At 35.3% G+C, this 15,629-nt stretch carries 20 protein-coding genes; 1 reads left to right on the forward strand and 19 read right to left on the reverse strand.

Annotated elements, in window-relative coordinates:
* Positions 1–54 precede the first annotated feature (54 nt).
* Entirely contained in the window at positions 55–648 is a 594-nt protein-coding gene (locus AC4PID_RS01280; protein ID WP_492133778.1) for a hypothetical protein, read from the forward strand.
* A gap of 333 nt (positions 649–981) precedes the next feature.
* Here the strand turns inward: AC4PID_RS01280 and AC4PID_RS01285 are convergent, their stop codons facing one another.
* From AC4PID_RS01285 to AC4PID_RS01375, 19 genes are all read right to left on the reverse strand, one after another.
* The gene (locus AC4PID_RS01285) at positions 982–1,560 is read right to left on the reverse strand and encodes a hypothetical protein (protein ID WP_492133779.1); all 579 of its coding nucleotides are present in this window, start codon (positions 1,558–1,560) and stop codon (positions 982–984) included.
* A gap of 159 nt (positions 1,561–1,719) precedes the next feature.
* Positions 1,720–2,163: a hypothetical protein gene (locus tag AC4PID_RS01290; RefSeq protein ID WP_492133780.1), complete on the reverse strand. Its 444-nt coding sequence runs from the start codon at positions 2,161–2,163 to the stop codon at positions 1,720–1,722.
* A 176-nt stretch (positions 2,164–2,339) separates the two neighbouring features.
* Entirely contained in the window at positions 2,340–3,275 is a 936-nt protein-coding gene (locus tag AC4PID_RS01295) for a WD40 repeat domain-containing protein (RefSeq protein ID WP_492133781.1), read from the reverse strand.
* 499 nt (positions 3,276–3,774) lie between these two features.
* Positions 3,775–4,206 carry a DUF5104 domain-containing protein gene (locus AC4PID_RS01300; protein WP_492133782.1) on the reverse strand — a complete coding sequence of 144 codons (432 nt, stop codon included), beginning with the start codon at positions 4,204–4,206 and terminating at the stop codon, positions 3,775–3,777.
* 211 nt (positions 4,207–4,417) lie between these two features.
* A complete protein-coding gene (locus tag AC4PID_RS01305; protein ID WP_492133783.1) occupies positions 4,418–4,582 on the reverse strand; it encodes a hypothetical protein in 165 nt (54 codons plus the stop codon).
* Between the two features lie 51 nt (positions 4,583–4,633).
* The gene (locus AC4PID_RS01310) at positions 4,634–4,864 is read right to left on the reverse strand and encodes a DUF4474 domain-containing protein (RefSeq protein WP_492135403.1); all 231 of its coding nucleotides are present in this window, start codon (positions 4,862–4,864) and stop codon (positions 4,634–4,636) included.
* 170 nt (positions 4,865–5,034) lie between these two features.
* Positions 5,035–5,523: a hypothetical protein gene (locus tag AC4PID_RS01315; protein WP_492133784.1), complete on the reverse strand. Its 489-nt coding sequence runs from the start codon at positions 5,521–5,523 to the stop codon at positions 5,035–5,037.
* A 103-nt stretch (positions 5,524–5,626) separates the two neighbouring features.
* Positions 5,627–6,571, reverse strand: coding sequence for a WD40 repeat domain-containing protein (locus AC4PID_RS01320; protein WP_492133785.1), 945 nt, complete (start codon positions 6,569–6,571; stop codon positions 5,627–5,629).
* A gap of 146 nt (positions 6,572–6,717) precedes the next feature.
* Positions 6,718–7,341: an RHS repeat-associated core domain-containing protein gene (locus AC4PID_RS01325; protein ID WP_492135404.1), complete on the reverse strand. Its 624-nt coding sequence runs from the start codon at positions 7,339–7,341 to the stop codon at positions 6,718–6,720.
* Positions 7,342–7,736: 395 nt separating this feature from the next.
* A complete protein-coding gene (locus AC4PID_RS01330) occupies positions 7,737–8,300 on the reverse strand; it encodes a hypothetical protein (RefSeq protein ID WP_492133786.1) in 564 nt (187 codons plus the stop codon).
* 222 nt (positions 8,301–8,522) lie between these two features.
* Positions 8,523–8,792 (reverse strand): hypothetical protein, encoded by a 270-nt coding sequence (locus AC4PID_RS01335; RefSeq protein WP_492133787.1) that lies wholly within the window; start codon positions 8,790–8,792, stop codon positions 8,523–8,525.
* Between the two features lie 317 nt (positions 8,793–9,109).
* Positions 9,110–9,601, reverse strand: coding sequence for a hypothetical protein (locus AC4PID_RS01340; protein WP_492133788.1), 492 nt, complete (start codon positions 9,599–9,601; stop codon positions 9,110–9,112).
* Positions 9,585–10,094: a hypothetical protein gene (locus tag AC4PID_RS01345; RefSeq protein ID WP_492133789.1), complete on the reverse strand. Its 510-nt coding sequence runs from the start codon at positions 10,092–10,094 to the stop codon at positions 9,585–9,587. Before AC4PID_RS01345 ends, AC4PID_RS01340 begins: the two co-directional genes overlap by 17 nt.
* 281 nt (positions 10,095–10,375) lie before the next feature.
* Complete coding sequence (locus tag AC4PID_RS01350) at positions 10,376–10,552, reverse strand: hypothetical protein (RefSeq protein WP_492133790.1); 177 nt, start codon at positions 10,550–10,552, stop codon at positions 10,376–10,378.
* 637 nt (positions 10,553–11,189) lie between these two features.
* On the reverse strand, positions 11,190–11,834 hold the full coding sequence (locus AC4PID_RS01355; protein ID WP_492133791.1) for a response regulator: 645 nt from the start codon (positions 11,832–11,834) through the stop codon (positions 11,190–11,192).
* Positions 11,806–12,798: a sensor histidine kinase gene (locus AC4PID_RS01360; protein WP_492133792.1), complete on the reverse strand. Its 993-nt coding sequence runs from the start codon at positions 12,796–12,798 to the stop codon at positions 11,806–11,808. The genes AC4PID_RS01355 and AC4PID_RS01360 overlap by 29 nt, the downstream gene beginning before the upstream one ends.
* Before the next feature lie 201 nt (positions 12,799–12,999).
* On the reverse strand, positions 13,000–13,803 hold the full coding sequence (locus AC4PID_RS01365; protein ID WP_492133793.1) for a CPBP family intramembrane glutamic endopeptidase: 804 nt from the start codon (positions 13,801–13,803) through the stop codon (positions 13,000–13,002).
* A gap of 143 nt (positions 13,804–13,946) precedes the next feature.
* Positions 13,947–14,594, reverse strand: a complete 648-nt coding sequence (locus AC4PID_RS01370; protein WP_492133794.1) for an HAD family hydrolase — start codon at positions 14,592–14,594, stop codon at positions 13,947–13,949.
* Positions 14,595–14,652: 58 nt separating this feature from the next.
* On the reverse strand, positions 14,653–15,627 hold the full coding sequence (locus AC4PID_RS01375; RefSeq protein WP_492133795.1) for an ABC transporter ATP-binding protein: 975 nt from the start codon (positions 15,625–15,627) through the stop codon (positions 14,653–14,655).
* Positions 15,628–15,629 lie beyond the last annotated feature (2 nt).

Here is a 15,629-nt window from a genome sequence, read left to right on the forward strand (position 1 = left end):
ATTATCATCCTGTCAACTGCATTATTTGTAGGTCTTCAGTTTGGCCAGTATAGAATGAGTTACATAGACGACGACGGTTTAAACTATCAGTTCAAAGGGGATCACATCAGTGAGTATATTAACCCCGATTCTGGTGAAGGCTTTACTTTTTTCTCATTTATAAAATTCAATGTTGACAACAGCTCCATCAGTTTTTCTAGAAGAGCACATTCACTCTTTCAGCTTGACGGAATCAAATGGCTAAACTGGGTATTCTACTTAATTAGCTTTTTAGGATTTTGGGCAGGTGTTAGTACAGGAATTAAAGGCGCTGCGGTTAATAAACAGTACTGTAATTCTTGTAAAAAATTCATGAAAGACAAAGACATTTCTATCATTGATAACGTACAAATGGTTACGGTTAATGAGATTCGTCAAAAAATCGAAGGCTCTGAGTCAATTATGGATAGCATTGCCGAGCACCCAGTAACCACCGTTCCAAAATCAGACAGATACTTTATTCTCAAACGCCATCACTGTGAGGCTTGTAAATCAGGTGTCGTCGAAATGACACAGTATTGCAGAGCACAAAATGGTAAATACTCAAGTGTTGGAAAAAAAGAAGAAATTCCAGTCAATGCTGATTTTGTAACCGATTTTATTAATTAGAGAACCTTCGCTAATAACATCAAGGACACCAACCTAGTATCCCGCTGGGCGAAAGATCATTTTGCGCTTGCGATGCAGGACGGCTTCCTAATCCACTACCGCGCTGACTACCTTGACCCAAAAGTCAATCTCACGCGTGGCGTAGCTGCTAAACTCATCTACGAGTTTTACAAGCGTTGGTGGTAGGGTGAAGGCAAGTTTTGAGTGAGTTAGCGTTAGGTTAACTTATGAACGCTTTATAAAAATGAATATTTAAAATTTAAAAGAGATCTTCAAATTCGAAGGTCTCTTTATTTATGTAAAATTATTATGTTTGTCTTGGTGCACAACAACTCAATTTTTTTCATAATAGACTAATTGAAGGTAATTTTTCAAATTTTTTTGAATCTTCTCTTTTTCTTTATCAAAATCGTTCGAAAAAAAAGGGATTCCAAAGTGATGGTTAGGCGCAATCAGTACATGTATTTCGGGAAATAGTATGCATAAATTTGAAATCCCCCTAAAGGCTCCTTCGACTATCATTTCAATAATCTCGACATTACTAATCGATAATCTTACTCCTGCTTTTGAATTATTTTTTATACCGTACTCCAATAAAAATTTTTTTATTTCTCTATAAATATCATTTTCTGCATCAACAACGTCAAACTGTTTTATTCTGTGAAAAGGCGCTACTATAAACTCATTAACACCTCTATCAGCAACATATGACATTAAAAATGACAAAACTTCTCTCAAATCATTGTAAAAAGCTCTTTTCGTTCCACAGTAACCATAATCAGATTCATAACCATGATCCCAATCATGAGTATGATAAATTCCACAGACCGGCATTTTAACCAAGTCATCAACTTCGATATTTAAGCAACTATTATTCATTTCATTCAAAATTTCTGAGTAACTTATCCTCATAATATAGTTCCCCTTTACCTCACTGCCCCAACTGGATATTCATTTGCCTAAACCAATCCTTCTGCAGAAAGTTTGCTGATTTCAATTGTTTTGCATTACATGGATTTATTGTTTGATGTAATAAATTTTACATGCCTGTCACATAAATAGGGATTCACCTCAATACTTTTCATTTTCCTTTTCAATATTTGCAATTGCCAGTGTTAGTAGCTCTCTATAAAGTTTTATTAACTCTACTCTTAATTTTTGATTTTTATTGAATCCAAACTTTGTATGTAACAACTCATTCTTTTTTTTGTGAAATAGTTCTTCGCTCCAAACCTCTGTCGTAAATTCAAAAATGCTTTTGTATACGACTTTTTTATTTAACTCGCTCGGTCTACTCAACTTATGATTAACTGGAGATTCACAAATTAAAAAATTTACAGAATTATAAACCAACTTAATTTCAAAAGTAAACGAAGTTTCCATTAAGTCACAATAAAATATAATGCTAATATTATCTTTATCATATTGTACTCTTCTTGATACATATGTTTGATTTTCAATTGATAACATGTATCCTTTATCCATCAGTAAGTACATAAATTCATCTTCCAGCATATTAACAATAATTAATTCACCCCTTTCATGTATTCAATTTCCTTACTATTGCGAAAAAATCAAAATGCTCTCGAATAATAATTTGAGCTGTATATATGATTGGCTTTCTAAAACAATAATCATACACGTTCCTCGATCGAAGGATGGATTGTAGCATCCCACTCTCATGAAAATTATTAAAACGCCTCGATATCTACATGAATTAATTCATCAAAATTCATATAATAACCTGAACTATACGTTCCAAGAAATATGCGTTTGTCATCCTCCTGATGAGCAAACTCAAAACATAGAGGTGAATCAAGTTCAAATGACTTGATTTTATTTAAACTAGGACATTCATAAATACGAACAGTCTTCCCCCATGTGACTAAGATGTGATCACCCTTACTAGACCAATCTAGTCCTTTTCTTGCCACTCTTTCTCCTAACATTATGCTTTCCAAAACGTTAAACTCATAGTCATATAAAACCAAACTTTCATAATTTAATGCTGCATAACAATTCATACTGCTGTTATATTGAACAGCCCATGTGGTGCAATCTATTCTGTGCTCAACAGGTTCATTAGAATCAAATGGGTATTTCCATTCTAGTAAGATGTTATAATCATCGATAGCCGTTTCTGTAAACTTGTCTGGGCGTATTTGTGATACTAAAAAGTAAAAATTGTTAGTTCTTTCATCAAATCTCATCGATTTAATCATAGAACTTTGATATCTTTTTATTACTTCAACCTTTTCGTCTTTTATATCAATCATATGGATATTCCCATCCCAATCTGCTGAAATCAGATAAGCATCATCCGGCGTAAAATGTAGCTCGCACCCTTCGCTTCTAGAAGGAGTTATAGATTTTAATTTTAAATTTGCTTCATTATCATAAACTGAAATCTTCCCTGCTGTGTTCTTAACAGCTAATAATTTACTGTTATGACTAAAGGATATCCTGGATGGGTATTTTAAATCTTTAAAACTACAAGTCACTTTTCCAGTACTTACATCAAATAGATTTACCTTACTATTGTCTATATTCGCGATATACTTCCCATCGTTACTGATTTTTAGATTATATGATAATTTAAACTTTAAGATAGCCGCTTTATCAATCATGGATATTAACCTCCCACTATTTTTTTCATATCGAATTACTTGTTGACACTTATTGTTTTTTGATTAAATCTTAGATTACCTTTAGGTATAGTTTCGAATTGGTTATTCACTTAGGGGACCATCCATTTTCTAGCATAATCCTCACCACATTTAACACTTTAATTATGTCTACTTTTAACATTCCTTTTTATTTTTTTGATTCTAATAAATCAGCAATATCCCTTACCTTACTAAATGAATAATGAGCAAAAGATATAATTTGATTCGCATGCCACTTTAGACCTTCGGGTCTTTTTGAACTGTATGTCTCCATGTTACGTCCCAATTTTGACGATAACTTAGAATTTTGATTATTGCTTTTACTCCAAAGTAAGCCAGCGTTGCAGAGATAGCAGATTCAACACTATGTATTTTCAAAACACCATCTATAAAAATGGTGTTTTGAAATATAAAAACCAATACACTCAACTCAAATTTATGATCTTCAAGATCGTTGTAGTTACTTTACTGGCACATAAATCCCTGCTTCTGAAAACTTTGGTTCTTCATCTTTCACATTTATCACTTTTAGGCAGTATAAACCAATATTTTTTGGGTTTTCATCATCTTTAGTATATTCCAATATAGAGATTAAATACTGTTCATTATCTGTATAAACATTAAATCGGTACCTATATTTTGTTGTTGTGCGACCTTCGTCTATCGATTCATCTACAGAACCTCCAATTTTATCCCATGATAATATCTTCTCATCTATAAGCGTAAACAGGTAGTTAACCCCTCCATCAAGGTCTTCTGCTTCACTTATTGCTTGCTCAGAGAACATTTCTATGATTATGTCTTTATCTTTAATGTTAATGGCTTCTATTATTTGCTCAAGTCTATTTGTCGCTATTTTTCCTTCGTCTTCTTTGTTGATCCTGTTTATCATCCACTCTCCTAAGGTTTGCTTGGTTTCTGTGGTTTTATTTAATGAACATGAACTTAAAAACAACACACAAAAAAACAAAACTAATTTCAGTCAAAACTTACGCATAATTATTTTCTCCCTATTCTCTTCTAAAAGTAAACGTTTCACTATAATCCTTTGAATTAAAAGTCCATCTAGTTTCATCAGGGACTAAAGAAATTTTAAATGCATCTTACATACTTTTATTTCCAGAAAAATAAATTGTGAACGTCGCTATCAAATTATCTGCTTTAACACCTTGGTAATATGGATTAAACCTAGTTATCCACCATTGTTTTTCATTAGGGTCATAAGATAAAATCTTATTGCCTTGATTGTCTTCGAGGGTCACTTTCATGGCAGTGCAAGATTGGTGTCTACAATCCAGTGACAGTTGTTAAGAATCTAGTTAAATACCAATTTCAGCTCCTGCACCTAAGTTTAAATAATCGCCTTTCCATGCCCAAATAATATACTCAGTTCCGTTCATGATAAAGTCAAATTTAGCTTTATCCATACTTGTAGCATGATCAAACACAATATCATAAAAATCATTGTATCCTCCATATTGTTGTAACGCATCTTGTCTCGTATGATAAACACCACTTAAATCTCTTGCAGTACTTCTTGTCCAACTTATCGTTTCAGTAAATTGTCCAGTTAGATCTGCGAAACTGACTGGATTGCCTTTGCAGTACGACTACCTATTCTGACTAAATGGGTTGGTGAGCACACCGACATACGTGCCCTCGTAATAAACCTCATAATCTAAGCATTATAATATATCGCTCTCAGGTAGATTAAGCCCGTTTATACATCGAAGTTTTCGCAACTATATCTAAATATATTGGCTTCTGCTCCGGGTTTCGATGTGAGTAGTCCGTATCCTTCGTACTGGTAGCTTGCGACTTGGGTGCCTTGAGCATTTATCATCTTCACGACGTCGCCGTGAGCGTCTTTTACATAGCTGCGGTAGCCGTTTGGTGTGATGCGGCCCATCATGCCATAGGTCTTTAGGTTGGTGGCGGTGAGTTGACCTGCGATGGCCTCGTTAATAATGTCATCGCCATGATAATAAAAGCTTGTAGTTTGATTTTGTACGGTCTTACTTTTTCTAAGGTTATCTGCATAGTAACTGTAACTGGACATACTGCCATCTGGCGCAATGTAGGAGATGAGTTGATTGTTTTCATTGTAGCCATATTGCTTATGAGTCGTTTGGTTATTTTCAGTGGTGGACTGTTTCGTTAAGTTGCCATTTTGGTCGTAAACAAATGCATCTGTGCTTTTCGATATCACATTTGATGGATCTGAAATCCAGATGGTGCTTAGTTAAGGACTGTTTTAACTTAGGGGCCATCTTGCAACAGCCCCTATGCATCTTTTAACAAAACAGATTAAATTATACTTTTCCATCTGACTCAATATCTACATGAATTAATTCATCAAAATCCAAATAATAACTTGAACTATACGTTCCAAGAAATATGCGTTTGTCATCCTCCTGATGAACAAACTCAAAACATAGAGGCGAATCAAGTTCAAATGACTTGATTTTTTTTAAACTATGACATTCATAGATGCGAACAGTCTTCCCCCAAGTGACTAAGATGTGATCACCCTTACTAGACCAGTCTAGTCTTGCTGTTGCCGTTCTTTTTCCTACTAATATGCTTTCTAAAACGTTAAACTCATCGTCATATAAAACCAAACTTTCATAATTTAATGCTACATAACAATTCATACTGCTGTTATATTGTACAGCCCATATGGTGCAATCTATTCTGCGTTCAACAGGTTCATTAGAATCAAATGGGTATTTCCATTCTAGTAAAATGTTATAATCATCGATAGCAGTTTCTGTAAACTTGTCTGAGCGCCTTTGTGATATTAAAAAATAAAAGATGTTTGATTTCTTATCGAATTTCATTGATTCAACCATGCAACTTTGATATCTTTTTATTACTTCAACCTTTTCGTCTTTTATATCAATCATATGGATATTCCCATCCCAATCTGCTGAAATCAGATAAGCATCATCCGGCGTAAAATGTAGCTCGCACCCTTCCTTTCTAGAAGGAGTTATAGATTTTATTTTTAAATTTGCTTCATTATCATAAACTGAAATCTTCCCTGCTGTGTTCTTAGCAGCTAAGAATTTACTGTTATGACTAAAGGATATCCTGGATGGGTATTTTAAATCTTTAAAGCTACAAGTAACTTTTCCAGTACTTACATCAAATAGATTTACCTTACTATTGTCTATATTCGCGATATACTTCCCATCGTTACTGATTTTTAGATTATAAGATAATTTGAACTTTAAAATAGTAGCCTTTTCAAACATTGATTAACGACCTCCCTTAATCTAAAAACTATTAATCTATACACTTTCTAAAGTTAAATTAATAATAAACTGAATGGCCCAGTGGAAGCTAACTATTACTTAGGAGACCATCCATTTTCGAGCATAATTCTCACCTCATCTAACACTTAAATTATCTCTACTTTTGACATACCAAATTCAATTTTTGATTTTAATAAATCAGCATACTTTTGACAATGTAAAGTGAGATGATAATTAGCTTTTAACCAAACACCATTAAAATGACTATTTAAGTCTACACCCGCTTTCTCAGCGATACTTCTAACTTCATCAAATAGACGATGACCAAATGGTATAATATGATGCGCATGCCAATTAGGACCTCCAGGTCTTTTGGACCCATTGTTTTCCATATTACGCCCTAATTTTGATGATAACTTAGATTTTTGATTATCACTAAATAAAGCATCTTTAATTTTTGATATACCAGATGAAATCTCTTTGTAGTTATTCTTTACATACACTGAGCCAACATAAAGTACTGCAAGTGTGACTATTGCTTTTACACCAAAATAAGCCAGTGTTGCAGATATAGCTAACTCGCCACTCGGATCCACATAGCTCATCGGATTATTAATACAATAAGCATACATATTCGTCGATTGAACGATGGATGCCATGTCCGGCAAGTTTGAACCATCACCATAGATCATGTTTTTAGGATTCCAATATGGATCCTCCGTAATAAACCTCATGATCTCTGGATTATAGTATCTCGCTCTAAGGTAGATAAAGCCTGTTTCCTCATCGAAGTATTCGCCACTGTATCTAAATGGATTGGCTTCTGCTCCGGTTTTCGATGTGAGTAGTCCTTATCCTTCGTACTGGTAGCTTACGACTTGGGTGCCTTGTGCATTTAACATCTTCACGACGTCGCTGTGACTGTCTTTTACATAGCTGCGGTAGCCGGTTGGTGTGATGAGCCCCATCATACAATAGTTCTTTAGGTTGGTGGCGGTGAGCTGACCTATCGTCAATACTAGTTTACAAATACATTTATTCTAAGCAAATAAAATTCAAGTAATGTAAAGTTGAGAAAAGACACGGTACTCCAAATGCATGTCTTTTCACATAATAATTTTGTATACTACTCTTACCTGTCAACCATGTAATAAATACAATAGAATCAATTCTGATTTTTCAGTTTTAAATAAGCTCTCAATTCTTCGACTGCAAACTCTGGTAGGAATGGTAGTATTACTTCATAAAAAACATCATTTTCCTCGTACTCCCGTCCGTTAACATAAATGCTATCTGTTACTCCCCACATAGCCACATCGAACAACTTTTGACCTTTTTGATCTTTAAACACATAGTATATACGTGTATTCATACGAGATTTAGAATCTACTGGAATTAAAACATTATTGTTTATAAGTTTGAGCAACTCTTTATTTTCGTTTAAAGCACTATCCTTTACGTTGATTTTTGTGACACCGTCCTCATAAATTCCAACTTCTGAACTCATATTAATTAAATCCTCTGCGCTCAATGGGTACAATGTTAATGAACTCGGATTCATGTAGTATATTGTTAAGCTCATTTTATCAATATTTCCCTTAATGATTTCAGTTTCAAATTTACTCAATACATTATTTTCATTCATTTTTTTTACCACTCCACTCATTAGTACAATCATCATAATTATCAATAACAACACTTTTAAAACCGTGCTCATTGTTTGCTTCATTTTTTTAGTTCCTCCATCTGTATCACATCTAATTCCTCATGCATTTAATACCAATTAAATTAAATGCATAAGAATATTATTATATTACAAAAGCGAATAATAAAAATCTCATTTAGGGTTTCCACGAATTTTGGTCAAATAATTTTGAAGATTTAAACCAAGTCCATGGTTTATACCATACACCATAACTTTTTAAATATCCCCAGCTTGTTGAAGCTTTAACTAATACATTTTCAAATCATCAATGTAGTTCTTTCTTGTATATTTACCAAGTTCTTTTGCAATTGGAATTTCATAGCTTAACACAAGACCTGCAAACGGATACCATTTTATTGTTTTTGTGATTGGTTCATAATTATCTATAAATTTATTATTAAACTCGATTGTAAAAACTTCAGTTGAATCCATTAGTTGTTTTATAAGCGCTGCTCTTTCTTCTGTTGTCTGTAAATACAAAATCGCTCTTTTATGTTCTTCAATTTGAGTATCCATCGCTTTATCAGATAATTCAATTATGTTTCCTCATCGAAGTATTCGCCACTATATCTAAATGGATTGGCCTCTGCTCCGGTTTTCTATGTGAGTAGTCCGTATCCTTCGTACTGGTAGCTTGCGACTTGGGTGCCTTTTGTGCATTTAACATCTTCATGACGTCGCCGTGACTGTCTTTTACATAGCTGCGGTAGCCGGTTGGTGTGATGCGCCCCATCATACAATAGGTCTTTAGGTTGGTGGCGGTGAGCTGTCCATCGATGGCTTCGTTAATGATGTCATCGCCATGATAATAAAAGGTTGTAGTTTAATTATTTTCAGTGGTTTTCTACAGAAAAGTACAATACTCCATTCAAAGTGTCAAGGTAAACGTCACCTATAAACGATTGTGACTTAAAAAGCGTTTCAAATTCTTCATTATAACACCAGTTAAACTCCTTTAATGTTGTAATTTCAGGTTCAATACCTCTGGGAAATTTTACACTTACTGGTTTCCAAATATAATCACTTAAAAGTTTTAAAAAGGATTCATTTTCTAGGACAATGAAACCATTCATCCAGTAATTTGTTGGACCAAAATCTATTCTACCAATGGTGTTAGCCTTCCAATGACATGACTTAAAAGCAGGCAATGATGGGAAACGGTCAATAATTGGTTGCGTATCAGTTCTATACTCTATTTCACTTGCATCACGTTGATCTAATGAACTATTATGACGCATAATAAATACAACAAGTAAAGCAACTGCTATAATAATTAACCCCATAAGGAAAAACTTTGAGGTAATAATATCAAATACTTTTTTCATCTGCCTCCTCCTTTCTTAGTTCCTGTACTAAAACTTTTGACAAACTCCATGTGATTGTTTTGGTAAATGAACCATATGTTTTAAACTCACATGCCCATCCTAACTCACCAAATCTTCCATTTACCGCATCAGGTGTTCCAGACGCAATATCAGCCTGTCCAGGATTAAAGTTATACATATCTTCCATATAAAAAGTTACTTCCATATAGGCTGTTCCAGTACTTGGATCAATTGTTGCAGTTGCAAATCCATAAGTGTAAAATGCCCCAATTGTTTTTTGCCAGTTTTCAGAAGTTCCATTACTTACGCTTTGCAGACCTCCTATTATTTCAAAGGAGGTACCTTCACCGTTTGAGTAAGATGTCTTTACAAAATTTTGCATTATTAAAATCTCGTTATCAATTGCTGCTTTAATAACATCATCCTCTTTATACGCCCTTTCAAAATCAATCTCTACATCTGTTCCGGTATTACCTCTATAGTGCTGATACATCTTTGCAGCGTCATCTAACCAAGGAGCGAATCCAGCAAGCCAGGCCTTTCGTCCCTATGCTTTCCAATTCTTATAATCAGATTTAGTTGCAACTGCATTAGGATCATACTGATATCCGTGATCAAATTCAAATATTGGTGCATTGTCTATTCCTCCAATTCGATAAGCAGCATGTCCAGTTGGATCTGCGAAACTGACTGGATTGCCTTCGCATTACGAATACCTATTCTGACTCAATGGGTTGGTGAGCACACCGACATACGTGTCCTCCGTAATAAACCTCATGATCTTGGATTATAGTATCTCGCTCTAAGGTAGATAAAGCCCGTTTCCTCATCGAAGTATTCGCCAATGCATCTAAATGGATTTACTTCTGCTCCGGTTTTCGATGTGAGTAGTCTGTATCCTTCGTACTGGTAGCTTGCGACTTGAGTGCCTTGTGCATTTATCATCTTCACGACGTCGCCGTGAGCGTCTTTTACATAGCTGCGGTAGCCTCGTTAATAATCTCATCGCCATGATAATAAAAAGTTGTGGTTTGATTTTTACTATCTTACTTTTTCTCATGCCATCTGCATAAGAATCATACTGGAGTCCTAGTAAACTGGTGGTAATCACCTCTGTGATGACTATCAAAGAAAAAACTTTTTAATACGAATCTCTCCATATACGCCCATTTTTCTAGTAATAAAAAACGAAAATAGCCCTATTTTCTTATCAGATAAGAAAGGGCTCTAAGAAGTACATTTTTTATATTCAAGTGTTTTAAATCATATGTATGCACAGTACTCCTCCTCTCATATAAGCTCTCTGTAAAGCAATGAGGTCGTACTCACTCTGTCAAAATAACAATTATGTAATAATATTATATCCAATTTTTAACAAACTGCAATATAAAAAAAATTGTACATGTAATAAGATTTATTAAAATGAGTATTCTCAGCAGTCATGTCTAGCTAGAATTTGACTATTCATTGTTATATAACATAAAATTGTCGTTATACCATAGACTTTATGTATACTAACAAAAAAGAGTGTCTGTGAAGACACTCTTTTCTATACTTTTAATCATATCCCATTACTTCTCTACTTATATCACACTATTTTCTGCAACATTAGAATAGCTTTATTTCGATCATTGACACCAAGCTTTGAGTAGATGGTGGACATGTAGTTCTTTACAGTACCGACAGATAAATATAGGGTCTCACAAATTTCTTTATTACTAAACCCTTTCAACATCAATTCAATAATTTCTAGTTCTCTTTCAGTAAAATCATAATGTTTGGATTTGCCAGTCTCCTGAGAGGTTTTATTTTCTTTGATCGTCCTAGCTAACTTATAGGCTACTTTTCCCGTTATCAGTAAATTACCTGCAATAGCTTCTTTTATAGCATCTATTAGTTTTTCCCTACCAATATCTTTTAAAAGATATCCCGAAGCACCATAACTTAATGCGTCTATAATATAGTGATCATCATCAAATGTGGTTAAAATCAAAACACTTATATGAGAATTTAAAGCTTTGATTTGACGTGTCGCTTCAACGCCGCCTATTCCAGGCATTCGAATATCCATTAAAACTATATCAGGTGACAGAACACTTGATAATTGCACTGCTTCTTCACCTGTACTTGCTGTTCCTACCACACAGAAACCGGGTTCACTTTCAACGAGTACTTTTAATCCTTCTAAAATGATATTTTGGTCATCAACTAAGAGTATTTTTACTTGGGGCATCGTCTATCTCCATTTCTTGAACAACAGGTATACTCACTTTAATAGCAAATCCCGTTTCTTGACTACTATTAACCAATATGCTCCCGCCTAGAGCAGCAACCCTTTGTCGCATCGTATTTAATCCAAATCCAAAATTCACTTGGTCATTGCCTATACCGTCATCTTGAATATTAACTTCATAAGTTAAACTGTGCTGATGTAAATTGATGTAAACATTTCTTGCATTTGAATGTCGCATTATGTTCGTTAAAGCTTCTCTTATAACATTATAAATAACATAATCGTGTAATGAAGGGAGAGCATCTACTAATTCATACTCAAGTTTGACATTTAAATTCTCTGTTTGAGTCACTGTATCTATCAGCGCTTCAATTCTCACTTCAAGGCTTAGTCTATAATCTACACTTGTGTCCTTTAAATTTCGAACAACCTGTCTCACATCTGACAAACTATCCTTTAGTAAACGCTTTGATTTAGCTAACATCTCCTTAGCTTGTACTGGATTTTTGTCCATCAAATGCTCTACACTATCAAGTAAAACGATAGAAGCTGTTAAAGTATGCCCAACCGTATCGTGCATTTCTTCAGCGATTTTATTTCTTTCGTTGATCACTGTACTTTCTTGAATCATTTGATTTTGAACCATAATCTGATGATTTAATTGAGTGATTAGCTTATTATTATCTAATAGTTTTTTTGAGCTTGTTATCGCAATTATAACGAACATAAATGAAATCGTACGAATAAAATAGAGAGATAAATTAATCGTTGGACCACTCCAAAAAAACAAATAGGTGATATAGCCGAAAATCGTATAGGCTATTCCTAATCCATTTGGAAATAGCATGAGTATTTCATAAACAAAAATCATAAACACGATGGTTGTGTACTCTGTCTGAAACTGATAGAGGTACAGTGTTAATAAAAATAGTTCTACCCCTAGTACGATGATTTTATAGGGCATAGTAGCATAAAGTATTTTTTTATGAGAAAAATAAAAAACCAATAAAAAAGACAAACCTGAGAATACGACTATGGGAGTTATTGGGTTGAAAAGCAGTAGTCCTATTAAAGACATGTAAAAAAAAACCTTCATGATGGAAGGTATTTTTTCATTTATTATATTGTATTTATCAAGAAATTGCTTCATTCAATCACCTCATAATTACATTCCCACGCCCAATACAACTAATAGTACCATTACGAATAAAGGGATAAACTCGATACCATGCACGATTAATCCGGGATAGAACGATCGGAATTTTTTATTTAAATACGACATGAAAATCGACCCAATAATGAAAATTGGCACTTCTTCAATCTTATGGACGTGATAGGTCGCAAAAAGTATGCCATTAACTGCCCAATCCCATCGTCCAAAAACACCGTTCATTTTTGGTAATAATACCCCTCTAAAGAACAATTCCTCACCTAAAAGATAATTAAATAATGAAGATATCAAAACGATCCCCATAATATACCATGCGCCTACGAATTCAGGTGTTGCCAGATTTTGAATCAAAACAAATGAAGGTGGTTTCAACATTGGAAAAAGCTTTAAAAATCCTTCACTTAGAAAATCAAATAATCCAGACGACTCAATAAAAAATGTATAGAGTATAACGGGAATAACAAACCAGTATAGCTTTTTACTGAACTTTCCTGTTTTAGGGCTAATCGGTTGATTTAACCACAATCGTTCTTTTAATTTACCCTTAGTTAATTTACCAAGCTCCAATTTCAAAACAATCAAAGACAGGACAAATTGCCACATCATCCCTAAGATCATAAGTAACCAGAAGGCAATTCCAGGATTCATCGTTATTTTGCTTTCTAAATTTGGTAAAATGACAAATCTAGAAAGTCCCATTGGTAATGTTACTAGTAGCCAAAGAAAAAGTATTTTTTTCAAACTGTATTGCTGATCCGTCTTTTGTTCCCCAATAAATTGCGATATATTTCTTTTCATATTAAACCATCCTTTTATAATTGTGAATACAATAAATAACTTCTAATGTAATTTCACTTTATATAAAATACAGTCATATGATAAGTTACTACAGTCATAAAAATCACCTGCAAACATTCGTCTACAGGTGATTCATTCACAATCTATTGATTTAACTTATCTTTAAGCGCCGCTATATCAGAGACTAAAACCGTCGCACCATTCTCAATAAGCACCTCACGCGACCTAAATCCCCAAAGCACACTGATGCAATCGATCCCAGCGTTTTGTGCCGTCTTTAAGTCCACCTCTGAATCGCCGATGTAGACCACTTCCTCTGGTTTTAAGTCCATCTGTGCGAGGCATGCGTTCACCATATCTGGTGCTGGCTTGCGAGCGAGGCCATCGGTTACACCAAGAGCAAAGTCGATCCAGCTATGAAAATACTGACGGTTCAACTCTTTTACAGCGGTATCGAACTTATTTGATACGATGCCCAGCTTTTTACCTGACTGATGTAGGTTATCTATTAACTCTAATATGCCATCATAAGGACCTGTTTTGTGGTCGCAGTTCGCCTCGTAAAACAACATAAATTCGGAGAGAATTTCCACAAACTGTGGATGTGACTCACCACCGGGCACACATTGTTCGATGAGGTTGACCACACCGTTGCCCACATAGCTTCTCACCTGCTCCAAAGTCTTCGTTTCAAGCGAAAACTGCGCCATCGTATGATTGACCGCATCCGTCAAATCCTCAAGTGTATCTAGTAAAGTACCATCTAGATCAAAAATTATCCCTTTATACATAGCAATTCATTTCCTCTTTCTCAGTTTCAAATCTCTTTTAATTTGTTTCACCCAAACCCTATTTTACCGCATCTGTCTCATGAAGCCAACATCTTGAATAATGTCCCACTTCGAGTTCTTTTAGCTCAGGTAGCTCCAAATGACACTTGTCCATCGCATGCTGACACCGATCTGAGAATTTGCACCCCTTTGGTAGCTTCGTCAGCGCAGGCACATAGCCCTTTATAGTTTCAAGTCGTCTCTTACGGTCGTCGATCCTTGGGATACACGTCATCAGAGCCTGTGTATAAGGGTTCAGCGGTTTATCAAACAGCTTCTTATTAGAAGTAATCTCCATGACCTTCCCACAATACAGCACCACCACATCATCCGCCATTTCCGCCACAACACCAAGATCGTGCGTGTTCAAGATGATCGACATCTGATTTTTATGTCGTAGCTTCCTTAAAAGATCGAGAATCTCCGCTTGAATCGTAACATCCAGCGCAGTCGTCGGCTCGTCTGCGATGAGAATCTTTGGCTCACACGCAATCGCCATGGCGATCATCAGCCTTTGACGCATCCCACCGCTAAAACTACTGGGGAGCTGATGATACCTCATTTCAGCATCCGTAATGCCAACCTCTCGCATCAACTCTATCGCCTTGGTTTTCAGGCTCACCTTGTCGATTCTTTCATGTAGCTTTATCGCCTCTTCGATTTGCTTGCCCACCTTAATATAAGGGTTAAGGCTGTTCATCGGGTCTTGATAAATCATCGCGATTTCCTTACCGCGAATTGCCTGTAGCTGCTTTTCGCTGAGTGCTGTCAAAACCTGATCCTCATAGATGACCTCCCCTGACACCACTCGTCCAGGCGCATCCACCAGTCCCATCACCGACAGAGCCGTGACCGATTTGCCACTTCCCGACTCACCGATCACCGCAACCGTTTTCCCCTTTTCTACAGAAAAACTAACATCATCTACGGCGGGAAAGGCTTCGCCATCCAGATAGAAGTAAGTTTTAAGCGCCTTAATCGTTAACAGTGACATGA

Source organism: Fusibacter sp. QWL-12 (assembly GCF_058683495.1).

Bases quoted from the DNA above. Each gene is read 5' to 3' on its own strand.
- AC4PID_RS01370 (WP_492133794.1), bottom strand. From the start codon at position 14,594: ATGTATAAAGGGATAATTTTTGATCTAGATGGTACTTTACTAGATACA.
- AC4PID_RS01365 (WP_492133793.1), bottom strand. From the start codon at position 13,803: ATGAAAAGAAATATATCGCAATTTATTGGGGAACAAAAGACGGATCAG.
- AC4PID_RS01335 (WP_492133787.1), bottom strand. From the start codon at position 8,792: ATGGATACTCAAATTGAAGAACATAAAAGAGCGATTTTGTATTTACAG.
- AC4PID_RS01285 (WP_492133779.1), bottom strand. From the start codon at position 1,560: ATGAGGATAAGTTACTCAGAAATTTTGAATGAAATGAATAATAGTTGC.
- AC4PID_RS01320 (WP_492133785.1), bottom strand. From the start codon at position 6,571: ATGTTTGAAAAGGCTACTATTTTAAAGTTCAAATTATCTTATAATCTA.
- AC4PID_RS01360 (WP_492133792.1), bottom strand. From the start codon at position 12,798: ATGCCCTATAAAATCATCGTACTAGGGGTAGAACTATTTTTATTAACA.
- AC4PID_RS01300 (WP_492133782.1), bottom strand. From the start codon at position 4,206: ATGATAAACAGGATCAACAAAGAAGACGAAGGAAAAATAGCGACAAAT.
- AC4PID_RS01295 (WP_492133781.1), bottom strand. From the start codon at position 3,275: ATGATTGATAAAGCGGCTATCTTAAAGTTTAAATTATCATATAATCTA.
- AC4PID_RS01375 (WP_492133795.1), bottom strand. From the start codon at position 15,627: ATGTCACTGTTAACGATTAAGGCGCTTAAAACTTACTTCTATCTGGAT.
- AC4PID_RS01305 (WP_492133783.1), bottom strand. From the start codon at position 4,582: ATGAAAGTGACCCTCGAAGACAATCAAGGCAATAAGATTTTATCTTAT.
- AC4PID_RS01345 (WP_492133789.1), bottom strand. From the start codon at position 10,094: ATGTATCAGCACTATAGAGGTAATACCGGAACAGATGTAGAGATTGAT.
- AC4PID_RS01330 (WP_492133786.1), bottom strand. From the start codon at position 8,300: ATGAAGCAAACAATGAGCACGGTTTTAAAAGTGTTGTTATTGATAATT.
- AC4PID_RS01355 (WP_492133791.1), bottom strand. From the start codon at position 11,834: ATGCCCCAAGTAAAAATACTCTTAGTTGATGACCAAAATATCATTTTA.
- AC4PID_RS01280 (WP_492133778.1), top strand. From the start codon at position 55: ATGAGTTACATAGACGACGACGGTTTAAACTATCAGTTCAAAGGGGAT.
- AC4PID_RS01290 (WP_492133780.1), bottom strand. From the start codon at position 2,163: ATGCTGGAAGATGAATTTATGTACTTACTGATGGATAAAGGATACATG.
- AC4PID_RS01340 (WP_492133788.1), bottom strand. From the start codon at position 9,601: ATGAAAAAAGTATTTGATATTATTACCTCAAAGTTTTTCCTTATGGGG.